The organism is Candidatus Megaera polyxenophila (genome assembly GCF_029982035.1).
Taxonomy (GTDB): Bacteria; Pseudomonadota; Alphaproteobacteria; order Rickettsiales; family Rickettsiaceae; genus Megaera; species Megaera polyxenophila.
In genome coordinates this window covers 1-14,173 of record NZ_CP104168.1, presented here as the reverse complement: position 1 = coordinate 14,173, position 14,173 = coordinate 1, and the positions used below count along the sequence as shown (strand labels likewise).

Genomic DNA, 14,173 nt, shown 5'->3' with positions numbered 1-14,173 from the left:
AGGTTTTTAATACCGATCAAGGTTCTCAATTGACGTCAAAAAATTTCATTCACGAACTTGTTAAACGTGAAATCAAGATTAGCATGGACGGTAAAGGTAGGGCTTTAGATAATGTATTTATTCAAAGATTTTGGCGTTCATTAAAACAAGAAAAAATATATTTGATAATTTTAAATACTGTCAAGGAGGTAAAAAATGCTATAACAGATTACATAACTTTTTATAATAGTAAAAGGATGCACCAATCCTTGGAATATTTAACTCCAGAACAGGTGTATTTAACAAAAATTATTGGCTAAAATTATAACGCAAATTATATCTCATAATTTCTGATTTTTAGTCTAGACAAATTGGGCCACCTTATATTGACGAATTTATCGAAATCACCATTTCATCAAGAAAGAGCAGTAAACAAAGGCGTATTGATGAACTGCTGGGTATGTTAAATGACGGTGATATATTGCTTGTTACCGAACTCAGCCGACTCGGAAGAAGCACTACAGAGGTTATTACCATAGTGAACTCTTTGGCGAAGCGTAATATTCGCGTTATCGTTTTGAAACAAAACTTAGATATCAGCCAACAAGACATAAATTCAAAGGTTACATTGACGCTTTTCTCATTGTTTTCTGAGTTAGAACGAGACTTAATCAGCCTGAGAACAAAAGAAGCATTGGCTTCCAAGAAAAGACAAGGACAAATTTTAGGAAAACCGAAAGGAACAATTCAAAAAAGTAAATTTGATAAACATGCAGAAAAAATCAAAGAATTATTGGACTATGGTCTTTCCGTCCGTAAAATTTCTAGTGTGCTTGAATATACCAACCACATTGCACTTAATACTTATATTAACAAGAGAAACTTAAAGAAAAAATTACAAACCACTTAACAAACACTTTGTCGGAAATTTGGAGGGTTTGTGGCTAGAAGGCCTTAATGATTGATAAAAAATAAAGTTTAATAGTTTAGTAGTTGTCTATTAAAATAGATAACTACTTTTATACTTTTACATTTTTCTAGCTTTCTATATATCTATCTATAGCTTTTAATATAATATCTTGCATATTTTCATTTTTTATTGCGGCCTTTGATTTAAAAGCTGCCCTTTTTGTTTTTGAAATCTTAACATTTAACCCTACCATGCTATCTTTAGTTGCCTCTACAATTGCCGCTTCTACTGTATGACTACGATGCGCCCTATTTCCTTTCTTTGCTTTAAACGCCATTATTTTAACACCTCTAATATTTCGTTTTTTAGGTTAGTAATTTCCTTGATTGCATCCTCGGCTTTTAACGCATGATGTACTGTTAAACCTTCTGATGCAGTCTTAGCATAGACTTCTCTATGAGTTGTACGACTTTCTAAAACTGGAATTTCATATCCGCTTAATGCCTCAATGATATCATCACTTAAGTTTGTTCCTTTACGTGATCTACTAATAAGGAAGCGACAAATAGGATTACCATTGGCAACTTCTTGCCTAGCTTTTATAATGTCTATTAAATCAGAACACGCCCAAACATCATAAGGAGAAGGAGTTACAGGAATAATTACGAAATGCGAAACTTTAATTGCTGCAGCAACTAACTTGGAAGACTGCGGTGCACCATCAATAATTATAATATCATAACCACTTTTAACACCTGCTATGTCTTTTGCTAAAGTTTCTCTATCCAATCCTATCACAGGAATTATCTTCCCCTCATTGGCTTCATTCCAATCTCGTAAACTTCCTTGCGGATCGGAATCGACCAGTAATATTTTTTGATTATCAAGATGTAAGCTCACAGCTAGATTTGTACTAATTGTTGTCTTGCCGACGCCACCTTTTTGATTAAGAAATGATATTATCTTTGTCATGGTAAATTGTATATAAAGCTAGATTATTATACTAATATACATCTATACTAATATTTGTCAATATAACTATTTAACTAGCTAACTATTTTTCTGTATGTATAGAAGTATAGCTTTATGTAGTTAAGTGGGATAGGGTTAACACCCTCACCTTTAGGCGAACACTTTAGTATTATAAGTTACTAGAGAAGAGGAGATGTAGCTTATGGAATATAGAAAAGGTTCGCACAGTATATATGATCTGAAGTACCATGTAGTATTTTGTACGAAATACAGATACAGAGTTCTAACCGGACAAGTAGCTGATAGAACTAGAGAAATTATTAGAGAAATATGTGCGGCAAATTACATAGACATAGCAAGTGGCAGCATGAGTCCAGATCACATGCATTTACTACTGTCGATACCCCCCGAGTATTTCCGTATCAAAGGCAGTACAATACATTAAGGGAAAAAGCAGTCGGAAATTACTGCAAGAATTTGAATTACTGAGAAAACGCTACTGGGGTCAACATCTCTGGGCTAGGGGGTATTTTGTTGTTATGGTTGGTCATGTGAACTCAAATGAAGTGCAAAAATACATAGAGGAACAAGAAATGCATCATAAGAGAGATGATTTTAAAATATCGGAGTTTTAGCGTTTACGCTTTTAATCCGCTTTGCAAGCGTTGACCAAACTACCGGCTTTAGCCGGTAGTAATTGATATTTGAATTTACCTTGAGAAAGTCTTTTGGTACAGAGCCAGAATCCTTGACCATCGAACGATAGGACTTTAATAGTGGTTTTGCTTTTGTTATAAAATAGAAATAAAGCCCCACTCATAGGGTTTATGGTAAGTTTTTGGTTGCAAACAGCAATAAGACCATCGATGCCTTTGCGGAAATCAATATGTATGGTTGCAACAACTATGGTTGATTGAGGCGTTAATTGGAGCATAAAAAGGTATTAATAATGCTGGTTGGATCTGAAGTGTGAATAATAAGCCTGATACCATTTGGTTTTATCATCTCGCAGGTGAAATTTAAGGGTGTCGCAGGGTTGATTAGGTGATTCTTTTGTGGCTGGTTTGGATCAGCGAAATTGAAAGGAATAAAATTAAGTGATTCAGTTACTGAAGTTTGCTGATTTTTGCTATCAAGTGAGTAATTTTGATCTTTTTGGATATTATAAAGAAAGGATCTACTGATATTTAAGGCAGCAGCAACTTGTGATATTGAATATGAAGTTAATAATTGCCTGGCATGGGCTTTTAGATGAGGAGGAATAGGCGAAAATTTACTATTTTTTTTATTATCTCTCCAGACTTGGAACTGGTTAGCAACTTCCTCTAATGTAGATATAGTTGAACTCATATTAATGCACCAATAATATATTTTAAAAGTGCATATTATTTTAATATTTTGCCGTAGTTATGCATTTTTACTAAAGGGACACGAGTTAGCACTAGAAAGGATTTAACCAGTTTGGGTTCATTTGCTTATATGGGATTAATAGGTCTGGTTATTGCTAGTTTGATTAATTTGTTTCTGCGTTCTCCCGCTTTAGATTTTGCCGTTTCATTTATCGGGGTTGGAATATTTAACTCCAGAACAGGTGTATTTAACAAAAATTATTGGCTAAAATTATAACGCAAATTATATCTCATAATTTCTGATTTTTAGTCTAGACAAATTGGGCCACCTTATTTGTAATACTTCACGGACGCCTCTAATACACGATTCATCAACTGATTCCATTACTTCGGTTAAATGCATTTTTATTCCGATTAGACCTAACTTATCTAATAATATTTTTATCTCTTCCATTTACCCTCCTACGATTTTAAATATAATTTACAGTAAATACTACAATCATCATCAGGCTGAGTTTTTAATTCTATCAATTACTACCGGCTTTAGCCGGTAGTAATTGATACAACCAATGCGATAGAAGGTCTAAATAGCCAATTACGCAAAGTAACAAATAATAAGAGGGTTTTTCCAAGTGATGATTCTGTTTTTAAGACTTTATACTTGACAATAGATTTACATTACACGAATATGGAATATGCCCATTCAAAATTTGGGAGAAGCTATGGCCCATTTTTTGATAAAATTTGAGGGTAGAATTTAAGTGCCTATTTTTGAATTTACACACTTAAAAAGACAGAGCCGGAAATACGGAAGATTCCCAATATTTCCTTACATGATTGCTTACTATATCTTCTTTTAATAAAAAAGCCTGTTCTTCTAGCGATAAATCTGCAAAACCAAGTATTGTGCCTCTACAATATTCTTTTTTTAACCCACATAAACATTGTAAGTTTTTTGCATAGCTCAAATTAATTTCGTTGGAAGCGTAATCAAAATTTAATTCTACACCTCTGTTCTCTTTTATTTCGACTTGGGAAATGCTATAACTTGCAAATCCCACTATACTATAAGTTTTGTCATTATTTCTAATAGTTCTTATAATTAGTAAAGGTAATTCATTGTTTAATGCTTTAGAAGAACTACAACGATGGTTTAAAAAACTTGTTAATCTTCCTTTGCTTCGTAAATGGTAGGATGTTTTATTTCTTAAATAGTCGACTTGCATGCTAAAACGATCTCTTGTAATAGTAGGCCACTCAGTACAAATAAACATAATATCACCCTTTTTAACGGGTTTTTTCAAAACGGCCTGAAGTTGTCCTCCTAACTTTGGAGATTTTGATATAATAACACCCTCTCTAACGTATTCTCTTATATAAAATGGTACTTCAACTTTAGCAAGATATGGTATCCTCCCATCTTTTAACTCGAATTGCTCTTGCAATTTATTTATAGCTGTATTGTAGATTTCATCTACCATATAACGTTGCCCTTGTTAATTTATTGATTCTAGCTAAGGTTGATTAATAGAGGTTGATGAAAGTCGTTAACGCAAATTTGTTATCTTTATTTATATCCTTCAAAATTTTAGAATGGGTGTGAAATTTCAAACAACTTCTTAGTCTATTATTTAACTCTCTTTTTTAAACTTGTCAAGAATTTCTATTCTGGGGGTCTAAGCTTAACAATGGCATTCGGTTAAACAAAAAGTGTGATATACTAGGCTCCATAAGTTATACAACGGAAGTTTTCCCTAAAAAATCGCTGTAAGTTAGGATTCGCCTAGGAAAGAGAGTTGTTTGTTGTATATACGTAGACACGGCTAAACACAATTTCCTACTTGAGATAATTTTTGTGATTGCTATACCATGTAATAGGTTTAAATTTAGAGCTATATTTATGTACGTAGACACTGCAACATACATGAGAAGCGGAAAAACACATAAACGCTATTTGTTAAGAACTTCTTACCGAGAAAACGGTAAGGTTAAAAAGAAAACCATAGCTAGCTTATGTACTTTAACCCCCGATGAAATTTCATCATTCAAATTAGCTCTACAACACAAATCGGACTTATCGGCTCTTACTAGTATTAAAGGTGCAGAAGTTATACAAGGTAAAAGTTTTGGAGCAATAATCGTGCTTAAAGCAATAGCCGATGAACTCGGCATAACAAAAGCACTCGGCAATTCAAAAGAAGCAGTCATAGCAATGTGGGGTTCTAAGCACAAATCCCCGCCGATAAACCGTAATACTCTGTAAGCCTTTTATAATAAAGGTCTTAGACCATTTTCATGATATTAATTAAGCCATTGCAAAACTCACGTTTTTTATCCGTTTAAACCTCATCTTTTAAATTTCTTTTATTCACATAAGTATTGAGTGAAATATGATTCTTGTAACCTAAGAATTTTGCTATTTTTCTTATAGAGAGTCCAAGAGCTAAGAGTTCAATAATTTTGTTAGCATCCTTATCAAACTTACTTTTTTGTACAGTACCAACTGGCTTACCTAATACTTGTCCTTGAGACTTCTTGAGTGCGAGAGCATCTTTAGTACGCTGGCTTATTAGATCACGTTCAAGATCTGAAAACAATGCAAACAAGGTAATTGTCACTTTGGAATTCATATCATGCTTGCTGATATCAAGGTTCTGTTTAAGAATTACTACCCTGATACTTCTTGCAACTAGTTCATTAACCAGTTCTATGACTTCAGGTGTACTTCTACCAAACCTACTGAGCTCTGTTACAATCAACATGTCGGTACTAGAGAGTTTTTCTAAAACTTCTTCTATTCTTCTGTTTTGGAGTTTTTTTAGAAGACATTTGAATCTCAACGAACTCGTTTATCTTGAGATTATTTTTTTGTGCATATTCTAGTATTGCAAGTTTTTGATTATTTAGCTCCTGTTTATCTGTTGAGGTACGAATATAAGCTATAATTTTAGTCATTTTAGAGCCTGTTAAGTTTTAACTCTAGTTTTATATGAAAACTATACATAGTATATATACTATGTAACATATAAGATACCTACAAAATAGCAATATTTTAACGCCCGTTATGTTTTATACAAAAATTATGATTTTATGGGTACAGGCTACAAACGCATTAAGATTTTAAGTGAAGCTGAAATAAGCGATCTTTATTCTTTACCACAATTTACGTTAGAGAAAAGGATTATTGATTTTTCTTTAAACAAGCAAGAAAAACTGCTCATTCAAAAAATTCCTGATCTTCCTTCTAAAGTTCACGCAATATTGCAGCTGGGCTATTTTAAAGCAAAAGGACGGTTATTTTCTTTTAAATACCATGATGTTTTACCGGACATAGATTACATACTGACTCAATATTTTGTCATACAGGATAAATATGAAAGTATTTTACTTAAGGCAAAAAAAAGAAGAAACCAACAAGAGAATTCTTGCTTTACTGAACTATAGAACTTTTGACGCCAAAACACGCAAAGAACTTGTTGAACAGGCTTTACTTTTAGTGCGTATCCATGCAAATCATATAGATATTTTTAGGGAATTACTATCCCAGATTCAAATAAAACAGATTGTCCTACCCCCGGTTACACCATATTACAGTATATCATCAGCTTATCCATCAGCATAGAGTTTAAACGTATAGAAAACATTCTCCGGGAGAATATACCAAAGGAATTTGACACCTTTTTATCCGGCATGACTAAATCAGAGTCTGCAACAAATTTGCCGACACTCAGGGTAGAACCGAAAAACTTTAAACATACAGAGCTCAAAGCAGAATGTGCCAAGTCTCTTACGTATTTAGAATATTATAAACTATCTAAACAGCTAATAGATAAATTTGAAATATCACCTAAATGTATCAGATATTACGCTAGTATCGCAGATGAGTATAATATTTACAGATTAGAGCAACTTAGCAAACCACTTAGAAAGCTTTATCTGTTATGTTACATTAATCAAAGATACAAAGAAGTCATCAACAATTTGGTTACCGGTTTGATCTATTATAATAACAACTTTATTCAGGAGGCAAACGAATATGCTAATAAGCAATTCATGCTCCATACAATTTATTATAACAATATTTTACCCAAAGTCAGCACCTTATTAAAATTTATGGGATGCGATGCAGAACAAATGGAATATAAAAGTTTCTGGCAAACTGCGTATGATATTCTGCCTAAAAATCAATATCTACCAACAGCAGAATATATTGTAGGGCAAACATTTGATTTTCAGTCTGCTAAATGGGAATTCTATGTTAATAAGGCTAAGCGTATCAAGACTAATCTTCGTATGCTATTCAGATCGATAGAGTTTTGTAGTATTAAAAAGGACGATGATTTAATGCAGCAATATTATTCTTGAAGGATGTGTTTGATAAAAACTTGCCCTTGAACAAGGTAACTACAGATAAATTTCCTGATAAATTTATCCCCAAAAATATCAGAAAGTATCTACGCATTTCAAAAAATGATAGTATTGCTAAATCTGAAAGTACAAAACAAACAAGAATAAACTCAGACAAAGCTACTACGATCAATGCTTATCATCCTGATAAATATGAGTTTTATCTATACCAATCTATTGTAAAAGAAATTGATAAAGGAAATATTTTTTGCAACGAAAGTACCAAATACAAAAGCTTAAGTGCAGATCTTGTTTCTGATAAGGTATGGCAAAATAAAGACGAACTTATACAAAAACTGAACTACCCTAATATCGCAGTCAATATAGAACAAAGACTTGATGAGTTAGAGGTAAAACTTCATACAAAAATCCTAGAAGTGAATAGAAAAATTGCCAGTAAAGGAAACAGTTACATTAAAATAAAAGAAAGCAAGACTAAAGATGATAAAGTTGATAAGAATAGTAAAACGCACCACAAATGGCATTTAATCAATCCTACTATAGAGGAGAAAGATGACAATTTCTTTGCTGGGGTACCAAATATCAATATTAGCGAATTACTATATTTTATCAATGAACAAACCAACTTCTGTGAAGCTTTTGATCATATCAAACCACGTTATTCTAAGCAAAAAGCTGATGACGAAGGAATCATTGCGTGCATTGTAGCCAACGGGTTTAGCTTTGGTACTTATCGCATGTCGCGAAGTTGTGATATAAGCTATAGTACTCTGAGTAATATAGAAAAAAACTTTTTGAGCCTAGAGAATTTACGAGAAGCTAACGATATTATCAGTAACAAAATAGCAAGTCTGAAAGTTTTTAATTCGTGGAACATTTTGCCAAATAAATTACTGGTTGCAGTAGATGGTCAAAAGTTTGAAACAAGGCTAGATACTATGCAATCTAGATACTCTCCAAAATATTTTGGCTTAAAAAAAGGTATTGTCCCTTTTAGTATGGTGCTCAACCATGTACCGATCAATTGCAAGATTATTGGCGCTAATGAACATGAGAGCCATTATACCTATGATATTATATATAATAATACTTCTGAAGTGGAGCCAGACGCGGTATCAGGAGACATGCATTCAATTAACAGAGTCAATTTTGCTGTGCTTGATTCCATAAGTAAATTATTTATGCCAAATTTTTCTGATCCAGAAGAACAAGTTAAAAGTCTCAGGAGCATGAAACATTTGGCCTTTTATAAAGACTGCTTTATCAAACCTACTAAACTCGCCAATAGAAAACTTATAATAGAGGAATGGGAAAATATTCAAAGGATTTTTGTATCACTTGCTATCCAAGAGTCAACACAAGCTACAATCATAAGTAAGTTGTCATCTCATAAAAGATATAGCAGAATTAAAATAGCCCTTTGGGAATATGATTCAATACTGAAAAGTATCTATTTACTGGATTTTATAGATGACGAAATAATGCGGAGTCAAATCCGTAAAGCTTTAAACAGGGTTGAGTCTTACCACCAGCTACGTAAAGCTATAGCAAAAGTGCATAGTGGAAAGTTCAGAGGACAGACTATTTTAGAGAATGAGGTATGGAATCAATGCTCTAGATTACTAGCAAACTCTATAATATTATACAATGCAATTATACTAGATAAACTACTTGCAGAGTGCATTGCACAAGGAAATATAGAAGGAATAAACTATTTAAACAGCATCTCACCAGTAAGGTGGAACACATAAACTTTATCGGCAAATATGTATTCCTACAAGCAAAAAGTACAATAAATATTGAGGATATAATTGCACAGTTACAAAAGAACCTCAAAACAACCTTTATACACCTAGAGATATAAAGTATACAGGGCATTTTGGTTTATCGGCGGGGATTTGTGCTAAGAACCCCATCATGCTACTATTCTTGAGCTGAATACAGAAAGTTATAGAATCAATGCTGCAAAAATTGCAAAAAATTATTCTCATAAATCAACAAAAACAGAGGAGAAAATAGATGTAAAATAATGTGATTTTTTTATGACCAAATTTCGGTAATTATAATTGTCGGCGACCGGTAATTATAGTTTTCGCTAGACAAAAACTCACTGCCCCATAGTTTTTTCTTTAAATACGGAAATTTTAAGAAAATTTCTCTAGCCGTTATACTCTTTATGATTTGCACTACTTTGCTTGGTCTATACATCGGTACTGATTGTACTAAAAAATGTACGTGATCTTCATCCACTCCTATCTCTAAAAAATTTATCTCATATCTTTGTTAGATTTCTAGACATATCACTTTTAGCCATTCCTCAACCTCTTCGTCTTCAAATATTTTCTTTCTAAATTTTGCAGGAGCAACTATGTGATATACTAAAACCGATACATTGTGACTTTTATGAATATACTGACTTTCTACAATATAGAAATATTAAGACTTTTCTAAAACGAAGCAAGCTTCAGGGAATTAAACCCGAGAGAGATTAACTTTTAAAGGTATGGTTACTTATTTAGGTGGGTCAATTTTAATTACAATTTTTGCTCTAGGTGGATCAATAGTTAGTTACAATTTACAACCCCATTCCTACTGTTCTACGTTTCTGCTCTGCCATATTTGCTATAGCCAAGATGCTCGTCTATTTCTGCTTGTAAAGCTCTTTCAAATAGATTTTTTGTCAGCTCCTTTAACATACCGTCTTTAGCAAAAAAACTTGATGACATTCTCCTCGCAGCAAGCTGCGAGGAGAATGTCATTCCAAATTTAGTGCTTGACACCTAAGACAGTATCAGAACCGATTAAAATTTAGTTGGGCCAATTATGTCTATTATCATACCTTCCAGGGGCTATTATATCTTTAGGATCAATAAATTGCTTTATTTTCTTCATAAAACCGTCATAAAAACACGAGGATGTAGGTATAGATTGCATCGACTGAATTCCTAATCTATTAGGATAATAACCATTATTTGACATAACCTCTAAAATTTGATCATGACATGCTTTTGCTTTAGCGTTCTCTTCGCTAATTTCTTGATCGTAAATAATACAAACGGTTATAGTAATCATTCTGTCACTTATACCAAGTAATGAAATATTAGGCTCAAATTCGTATAATTTAAGTATTTTTTTATTTCTTCTATACAAAACAAAATATTTTGACTGGTAAAAGGAACGGCTATAGCAAGCCATAAAACGCCGCATTTATCTTCTACGGGAGTATAATTTTGTGGTATAGGTATTTTTTTCTCCAATATAAGCTTTTAAAGGCAAAACTACTAGGAATGCCTTGTGCAAATTTTGTTTCACGTAAGTCATCTAACAATGAAAGATCTATACCTAACATGTATTCTATAGGCTTTCTAAATAGGCTAGTAATCTTAAATTTTAGGGATGAAGTACAAATAATTTCTTCTACATAAGGTTTAAGAGATTTTATTATTGTGGATACAATAAATTTATTGTGATTGCTGGATAAAGAGTGAATTGTAATTATTCCGTTCCACCGTCCTATTCTTCTTTTCTTTCTCCATTCTAAAATAAAAGATTCAAGATCAACATGATTATCTTTATGTTCCCAAGGGTATTGCTGAGACACGGTTAAAAATTTATAATCATTAAAAAAATCTACGCAATGGAATAAGTTATATATTCTTAATCTATGTAATAAATCAATCGAATTTTTAAGTTGTTCATTAAGTTTCCATGGTAAATAATATGATGTCGCAATTTACAGCTTTAGGCGCCAACCACAAAGTCAATTTTACTACTATTCCAAAATTAGATTGGGTAAATAACCCAGTATAATCAGGTCCAACTCCGTATTTACTTATTCCTGAACATTTAGCATTAGCAAACCTACCGAAACCTATTTCCATGTACTCACCACTGGGTAATACAACACCTAAATTACATATACTTTCTGCTCTTTGAGGAATAGCTCCCCTAGTATCTCCTCTTTCAACGGCGTTGCCTATTATGCTAGTTTCTGGCAAACTCCCAGTAGGACTAAGAATAAAGTTAGAGTTTTTTGATTTTAGAAATTCTACTACTTGAATTTGCGTTACTCCCGATTCTATAGTAATATATCCAAGGCTCTCATTAAACTCTATAATTTGATTCATTTTTCCTAAATTAAGGATAAAACTATTGCTCTCTACAGGTACGGTGCCCCCTAATCCTATATTAAGTCCTGTACTCAAGGGATAAAGTTTAATGTTATATTGGTATGCAATATTAATGCATTGTTGCACTTGCTCTTTGCTATTAGGATATAATACTCCTTGTACTTTTTGATTAGTAGCAAATGTCGTGTTTTCAAATTTGTTACATTGCTCTCTAGATATTGTCACGTTATCTATACCTAACGCGTTAGTAAAATCCTGAATGGCATGTAAAACATTCTGTTGTGTCATATATTTAAATATTCTCTACAATTATGGAATAAAATAGCTTTGCGTACTAAGTGCGCTTTACCAAATTGTGTAGATTAAGCGTCTTTTTATCTACTTTTAAGACTTAACCTTTAATTATATAAAAATCAACCACTTTTATCTGGAAGATGAAAGTTTGAGGTTCTGTCGCATCTGTTGTCAACGAGTTTGGAATGTGTTATAATGGGAGAAATATCATAAATCATAATATGTACTTCTAATAATCTTAAGCTAATAATAGCATTTTAATACCGAAAGCGATAAATAATATGCCAGCTAATATTTGTAATAGCTTACTAAATCTCTCGACATAAACGAATATTGTTTTTGTAGAAGCTAAAAATGCTACGGTATAAAACCATAGGGTGCCTAATAGAACTATTTCAACCCAGTATAGTAATTGAGAAAACCAAGATGAGTTTGGCTCAATTATAAGTGACATTACGCTTATAAAAAAGGTAAAAGCAAAGGGATTCAAGAGTTCAAGTGTAAAGGCCTCTAAGAAGAAATTATTTTTTTCTTAACTGTTCTTAGAGAATTTCTTATTTTAACTTCATCAAACGCATCGGCTAAAAAAATAGATTTTGCTCCTAAAAAAACTAAGAATAAAGCACAAAATATTTTTAGCACTTGAAGAAATATTGGATAAGCTTCTATCATGTCTAAACAAAGTAAGATACTACCAGCCTGTACAGCAATTCCTGTAACAATCCCTGCACAAGCTTGATAACTAGCATTTCGAGAGTGAATAATTCCATTTTGAATTATTAATGATAATGATGGGCCTGGAGTGATTATTCCTAGTAAGTAAGCAGCAGCTAGTTCTACAAACTGATATATCATATATATTCTGGTTCTTAAGTTCTAATGGGTTTCCACTATCATTTGTCCATGGATATCCCAGAAAAAAGCAAATTTATTATGCATTATAATGCTTTCTTCTTTGCTTTGTAACTGTTTATAAAGGTTATTATTCTTTCTTGTACTCAAAGACTTAGATCTATATAAGCCCTATACTAACTCCAATGTTACCTAAATTATCTTTATCCTCTGTTTCAAAACCTGCGTCTTCTAATAAATCAAGAAAAACTTGTGTTTTTGAAACAGTAGCTTTAGGCTTAATTGGATCTAACTGCAAATCTAAATCATCTAAAATTAAGTTACCAACCCTATTTTCTATTATTTTTCCTTTTTCTTATTCTTGTTTACTTTGTCCCTAATATTGAAAGTTCTATAAGGCAATGAAAACCTATCTTCTATATCAAAATTAAATTGATCTTCTGTAAATGTATCATCCTCAGATTCATCAGATGAATCCCTGCCATATCAGAAGCAGGTATATACATAGGAACATTAACTAAAAATTTAACTACCTTTGTTTGAGAGAAAACAGTAATAGCTAAATGATTTACTTGCTCTATAAGAACAGAAACTGCATCATCATCTGTCTTACCAAAAGTATCATTATTGTTTTTAGACATATTATTACTCCCTATTTAAATATAATGAATACTAATTATTATCAAGTAGCTTAAAGTCAAGAAAATCCAATAGTTTAAAAAGTATCAATTACTACCGGCTAAAGCCGGTAGTTTGGTCAACGCTTGCAAAGCGGATTAAAAGCGTAAACGCTAAAACTCCGATATTTTAAAATCATCTCTCTTATGATACATTTCTTGTTCCTCTATGTATTTTTGCACTTCATTTGAGTTCACATTACCAACCGTAACAACAAAATACCCCCTAGCCCAGAGATGTTGACCCCAGTAGCGTTTTCTCAGTAATTCAAATTCTTGCAGTAATTTCCGACTGCTTTTTCCCTTAATGTATTGTACTGCCTTTGATACGGAAATACTTGGGGGTATCGACAGTAGTAAATGCATGTGATCTGGACTCATGCTGCCACTTGCTATGTCTATGTAATTTGCCGCACATATTTCTCTAATAATTTCTCTAGTTCTATCAGCTACTTGTCCGGTTAGAACTCTGTATCTGTATTTCGTACAAAATACTACATGGTACTTCAGATCATATATACTGTGCGAACCTTTTCTATATTCCATAAGCTACATCTCCTCTTCTCTAGTAACTTATAATACTAAAGTGTTCGACTAAAGGCGAGGGTGTTAACCCTATCCCACTTAACTACATAAAATACT

20 protein-coding genes and 6 pseudogenes are annotated in these 14,173 nt (G+C 32.6%); 9 read left to right on the top strand and 17 right to left on the bottom strand.

Translation table 11 applies throughout. The features are described 5' to 3' along the window. The first annotated feature begins 29 nt into the window (after positions 1-29). Together N3Z16_RS10350 and N3Z16_RS10345 are read left to right on the top strand one after the other, a co-directional pair. Positions 30-299 carry an integrase core domain-containing protein gene (locus N3Z16_RS10350; RefSeq protein WP_282487271.1) on the top strand — a complete coding sequence of 90 codons (270 nt, stop codon included), beginning with the start codon at positions 30-32 and terminating at the stop codon, positions 297-299. Between the two features lie 50 nt (positions 300-349). Further along, on the top strand, positions 350-889 hold the full coding sequence (locus tag N3Z16_RS10345) for a recombinase family protein (RefSeq protein WP_341850354.1): 540 nt from the start codon (positions 350-352) through the stop codon (positions 887-889). A 127-nt stretch (positions 890-1,016) separates the two neighbouring features. Here the strand turns inward: N3Z16_RS10345 and N3Z16_RS10340 are convergent, their stop codons facing one another. Together N3Z16_RS10340 and parA are read right to left on the bottom strand one after the other, a co-directional pair. After that, positions 1,017-1,226 carry a hypothetical protein gene (locus tag N3Z16_RS10340; RefSeq protein WP_282487269.1) on the bottom strand — a complete coding sequence of 70 codons (210 nt, stop codon included), beginning with the start codon at positions 1,224-1,226 and terminating at the stop codon, positions 1,017-1,019. Continuing rightward, complete coding sequence (gene parA / locus N3Z16_RS10335; RefSeq protein WP_282487268.1) at positions 1,226-1,861, bottom strand: ParA family partition ATPase; 636 nt, start codon at positions 1,859-1,861, stop codon at positions 1,226-1,228. The genes N3Z16_RS10340 and parA overlap by 1 nt, the downstream gene beginning before the upstream one ends. A gap of 202 nt (positions 1,862-2,063) precedes the next feature. Between parA and tnpA (N3Z16_RS10330) the strand changes: the two are divergent. After that, positions 2,064-2,496 (top strand): annotated as a pseudogene (gene tnpA / locus N3Z16_RS10330) (IS200/IS605 family transposase). Between the two features lie 11 nt (positions 2,497-2,507). Here tnpA (N3Z16_RS10330) and tnpB read toward each other — a convergent pair. Both tnpB and N3Z16_RS10325 read right to left on the bottom strand, forming a co-directional pair. Further along, a complete protein-coding gene (gene tnpB / locus N3Z16_RS11545; RefSeq protein WP_410519653.1) occupies positions 2,508-2,795 on the bottom strand; it encodes an IS66 family insertion sequence element accessory protein TnpB in 288 nt (95 codons plus the stop codon). Further along, positions 2,783-3,211, bottom strand: a complete 429-nt coding sequence (locus N3Z16_RS10325; RefSeq protein WP_282487267.1) for a helix-turn-helix domain-containing protein — start codon at positions 3,209-3,211, stop codon at positions 2,783-2,785. The genes tnpB and N3Z16_RS10325 overlap by 13 nt, the downstream gene beginning before the upstream one ends. Positions 3,212-3,298: 87 nt before the next feature. Between N3Z16_RS10325 and N3Z16_RS10320 the strand changes: the two are divergent. Continuing rightward, positions 3,299-3,439: pseudogene (locus tag N3Z16_RS10320) on the top strand (Bax inhibitor-1 family protein); the annotation flags it as partial. Between the two features lie 54 nt (positions 3,440-3,493). Here the strand turns inward: N3Z16_RS10320 and N3Z16_RS10315 are convergent. Continuing rightward, positions 3,494-3,664: a hypothetical protein gene (locus N3Z16_RS10315; RefSeq protein WP_282487265.1), complete on the bottom strand. Its 171-nt coding sequence runs from the start codon at positions 3,662-3,664 to the stop codon at positions 3,494-3,496. Positions 3,665-3,763: 99 nt separating this feature from the next. On the opposite strand from N3Z16_RS10315, the pseudogene N3Z16_RS11540 reads away from it, so the two are divergent. Next, positions 3,764-3,971 (top strand): annotated as a pseudogene (locus tag N3Z16_RS11540) (transposase); the annotation flags it as partial. 24 nt (positions 3,972-3,995) lie between these two features. Here N3Z16_RS11540 and N3Z16_RS10305 read toward each other — a convergent pair. Beyond that, entirely contained in the window at positions 3,996-4,691 is a 696-nt protein-coding gene (locus N3Z16_RS10305) for an SET domain-containing protein (RefSeq protein WP_282487264.1), read from the bottom strand. Between the two features lie 419 nt (positions 4,692-5,110). Here N3Z16_RS10305 and N3Z16_RS10300 point away from each other — a divergent pair, with 419 nt between their 5' ends. Continuing rightward, on the top strand, positions 5,111-5,473 hold the full coding sequence (locus N3Z16_RS10300; protein WP_282487263.1) for a hypothetical protein: 363 nt from the start codon (positions 5,111-5,113) through the stop codon (positions 5,471-5,473). 76 nt (positions 5,474-5,549) lie between these two features. Here the strand turns inward: N3Z16_RS10300 and N3Z16_RS10295 are convergent. Beyond that, positions 5,550-6,165 (bottom strand): annotated as a pseudogene (locus N3Z16_RS10295) (recombinase family protein). A gap of 135 nt (positions 6,166-6,300) precedes the next feature. Here N3Z16_RS10295 and N3Z16_RS10290 point away from each other — a divergent pair. From N3Z16_RS10290 to N3Z16_RS10280, 3 genes and pseudogenes are all read left to right on the top strand, one after another. Further along, positions 6,301-6,832: pseudogene (locus tag N3Z16_RS10290) on the top strand (DUF4158 domain-containing protein). A 68-nt stretch (positions 6,833-6,900) separates the two neighbouring features. Next, positions 6,901-7,575, top strand: coding sequence for a hypothetical protein (locus tag N3Z16_RS10285; RefSeq protein WP_282487260.1), 675 nt, complete (start codon positions 6,901-6,903; stop codon positions 7,573-7,575). 26 nt (positions 7,576-7,601) lie between these two features. Then, on the top strand, positions 7,602-9,329 hold the full coding sequence (locus tag N3Z16_RS10280; protein WP_282487259.1) for a Tn3 family transposase: 1,728 nt from the start codon (positions 7,602-7,604) through the stop codon (positions 9,327-9,329). A 346-nt stretch (positions 9,330-9,675) separates the two neighbouring features. On the opposite strand, the pseudogene tnpA (N3Z16_RS10275) reads toward N3Z16_RS10280, so the two are convergent. The 10 genes and pseudogenes from tnpA (N3Z16_RS10275) to tnpA (N3Z16_RS10235) form a co-directional block, all read right to left on the bottom strand. Continuing rightward, positions 9,676-10,005: pseudogene (gene tnpA / locus N3Z16_RS10275) on the bottom strand (IS200/IS605 family transposase); the annotation flags it as partial. Between the two features lie 170 nt (positions 10,006-10,175). Continuing rightward, a complete protein-coding gene (locus N3Z16_RS10270) occupies positions 10,176-10,337 on the bottom strand; it encodes a transposase (RefSeq protein ID WP_410519654.1) in 162 nt (53 codons plus the stop codon). 49 nt (positions 10,338-10,386) lie between these two features. After that, positions 10,387-10,650 carry a hypothetical protein gene (locus tag N3Z16_RS10265; RefSeq protein WP_282487257.1) on the bottom strand — a complete coding sequence of 88 codons (264 nt, stop codon included), beginning with the start codon at positions 10,648-10,650 and terminating at the stop codon, positions 10,387-10,389. A 142-nt stretch (positions 10,651-10,792) separates the two neighbouring features. Beyond that, positions 10,793-11,179 (bottom strand): hypothetical protein, encoded by a 387-nt coding sequence (locus N3Z16_RS10260; protein WP_282487255.1) that lies wholly within the window; start codon positions 11,177-11,179, stop codon positions 10,793-10,795. A gap of 97 nt (positions 11,180-11,276) precedes the next feature. Further along, entirely contained in the window at positions 11,277-11,996 is a 720-nt protein-coding gene (locus N3Z16_RS10255; RefSeq protein ID WP_282487253.1) for an FAD-binding oxidoreductase, read from the bottom strand. 244 nt (positions 11,997-12,240) lie between these two features. Beyond that, complete coding sequence (locus tag N3Z16_RS11535; protein ID WP_410519652.1) at positions 12,241-12,492, bottom strand: LysE family transporter; 252 nt, start codon at positions 12,490-12,492, stop codon at positions 12,241-12,243. Between the two features lie 20 nt (positions 12,493-12,512). Next, positions 12,513-12,857: a LysE family translocator gene (locus N3Z16_RS10250; protein ID WP_282487252.1), complete on the bottom strand. Its 345-nt coding sequence runs from the start codon at positions 12,855-12,857 to the stop codon at positions 12,513-12,515. A 157-nt stretch (positions 12,858-13,014) separates the two neighbouring features. Further along, entirely contained in the window at positions 13,015-13,152 is a 138-nt protein-coding gene (locus tag N3Z16_RS10245; RefSeq protein ID WP_282487251.1) for a hypothetical protein, read from the bottom strand. Positions 13,153-13,270: 118 nt separating this feature from the next. Further along, the gene (locus tag N3Z16_RS10240) at positions 13,271-13,495 is read right to left on the bottom strand and encodes a hypothetical protein (protein ID WP_282487250.1); all 225 of its coding nucleotides are present in this window, start codon (positions 13,493-13,495) and stop codon (positions 13,271-13,273) included. Between the two features lie 150 nt (positions 13,496-13,645). Then, complete coding sequence (gene tnpA / locus N3Z16_RS10235; RefSeq protein WP_282487249.1) at positions 13,646-14,077, bottom strand: IS200/IS605 family transposase; 432 nt, start codon at positions 14,075-14,077, stop codon at positions 13,646-13,648. Positions 14,078-14,173: the final 96 nt, after the last annotated feature.

What these genes read in the sequence shown, in the direction of transcription:
- N3Z16_RS10305 (WP_282487264.1), bottom strand. Translation starts at nt 4,691, where the DNA reads ATGGTAGATGAAATCTACAATACAGCTATAAATAAATTGCAAGAGCAA.
- tnpA (WP_282487249.1), bottom strand. Translation starts at nt 14,077, where the DNA reads ATGGAATATAGAAAAGGTTCGCACAGTATATATGATCTGAAGTACCAT.
- N3Z16_RS10255 (WP_282487253.1), bottom strand. Translation starts at nt 11,996, where the DNA reads ATGACACAACAGAATGTTTTACATGCCATTCAGGATTTTACTAACGCG.
- N3Z16_RS10300 (WP_282487263.1), top strand. Translation starts at nt 5,111, where the DNA reads ATGTACGTAGACACTGCAACATACATGAGAAGCGGAAAAACACATAAA.
- N3Z16_RS10325 (WP_282487267.1), bottom strand. Translation starts at nt 3,211, where the DNA reads ATGAGTTCAACTATATCTACATTAGAGGAAGTTGCTAACCAGTTCCAA.
- N3Z16_RS10270 (WP_410519654.1), bottom strand. Translation starts at nt 10,337, where the DNA reads ATGACATTCTCCTCGCAGCTTGCTGCGAGGAGAATGTCATCAAGTTTT.
- parA (WP_282487268.1), bottom strand. Translation starts at nt 1,861, where the DNA reads ATGACAAAGATAATATCATTTCTTAATCAAAAAGGTGGCGTCGGCAAG.
- tnpB (WP_410519653.1), bottom strand. Translation starts at nt 2,795, where the DNA reads ATGCTCCAATTAACGCCTCAATCAACCATAGTTGTTGCAACCATACAT.
- N3Z16_RS10250 (WP_282487252.1), bottom strand. Translation starts at nt 12,857, where the DNA reads ATGATATATCAGTTTGTAGAACTAGCTGCTGCTTACTTACTAGGAATA.
- N3Z16_RS10340 (WP_282487269.1), bottom strand. Translation starts at nt 1,226, where the DNA reads ATGGCGTTTAAAGCAAAGAAAGGAAATAGGGCGCATCGTAGTCATACA.
- N3Z16_RS10285 (WP_282487260.1), top strand. Translation starts at nt 6,901, where the DNA reads ATGACTAAATCAGAGTCTGCAACAAATTTGCCGACACTCAGGGTAGAA.
- N3Z16_RS10315 (WP_282487265.1), bottom strand. Translation starts at nt 3,664, where the DNA reads ATGGAAGAGATAAAAATATTATTAGATAAGTTAGGTCTAATCGGAATA.
- N3Z16_RS10240 (WP_282487250.1), bottom strand. Translation starts at nt 13,495, where the DNA reads ATGTCTAAAAACAATAATGATACTTTTGGTAAGACAGATGATGATGCA.
- N3Z16_RS10265 (WP_282487257.1), bottom strand. Translation starts at nt 10,650, where the DNA reads ATGATTACTATAACCGTTTGTATTATTTACGATCAAGAAATTAGCGAA.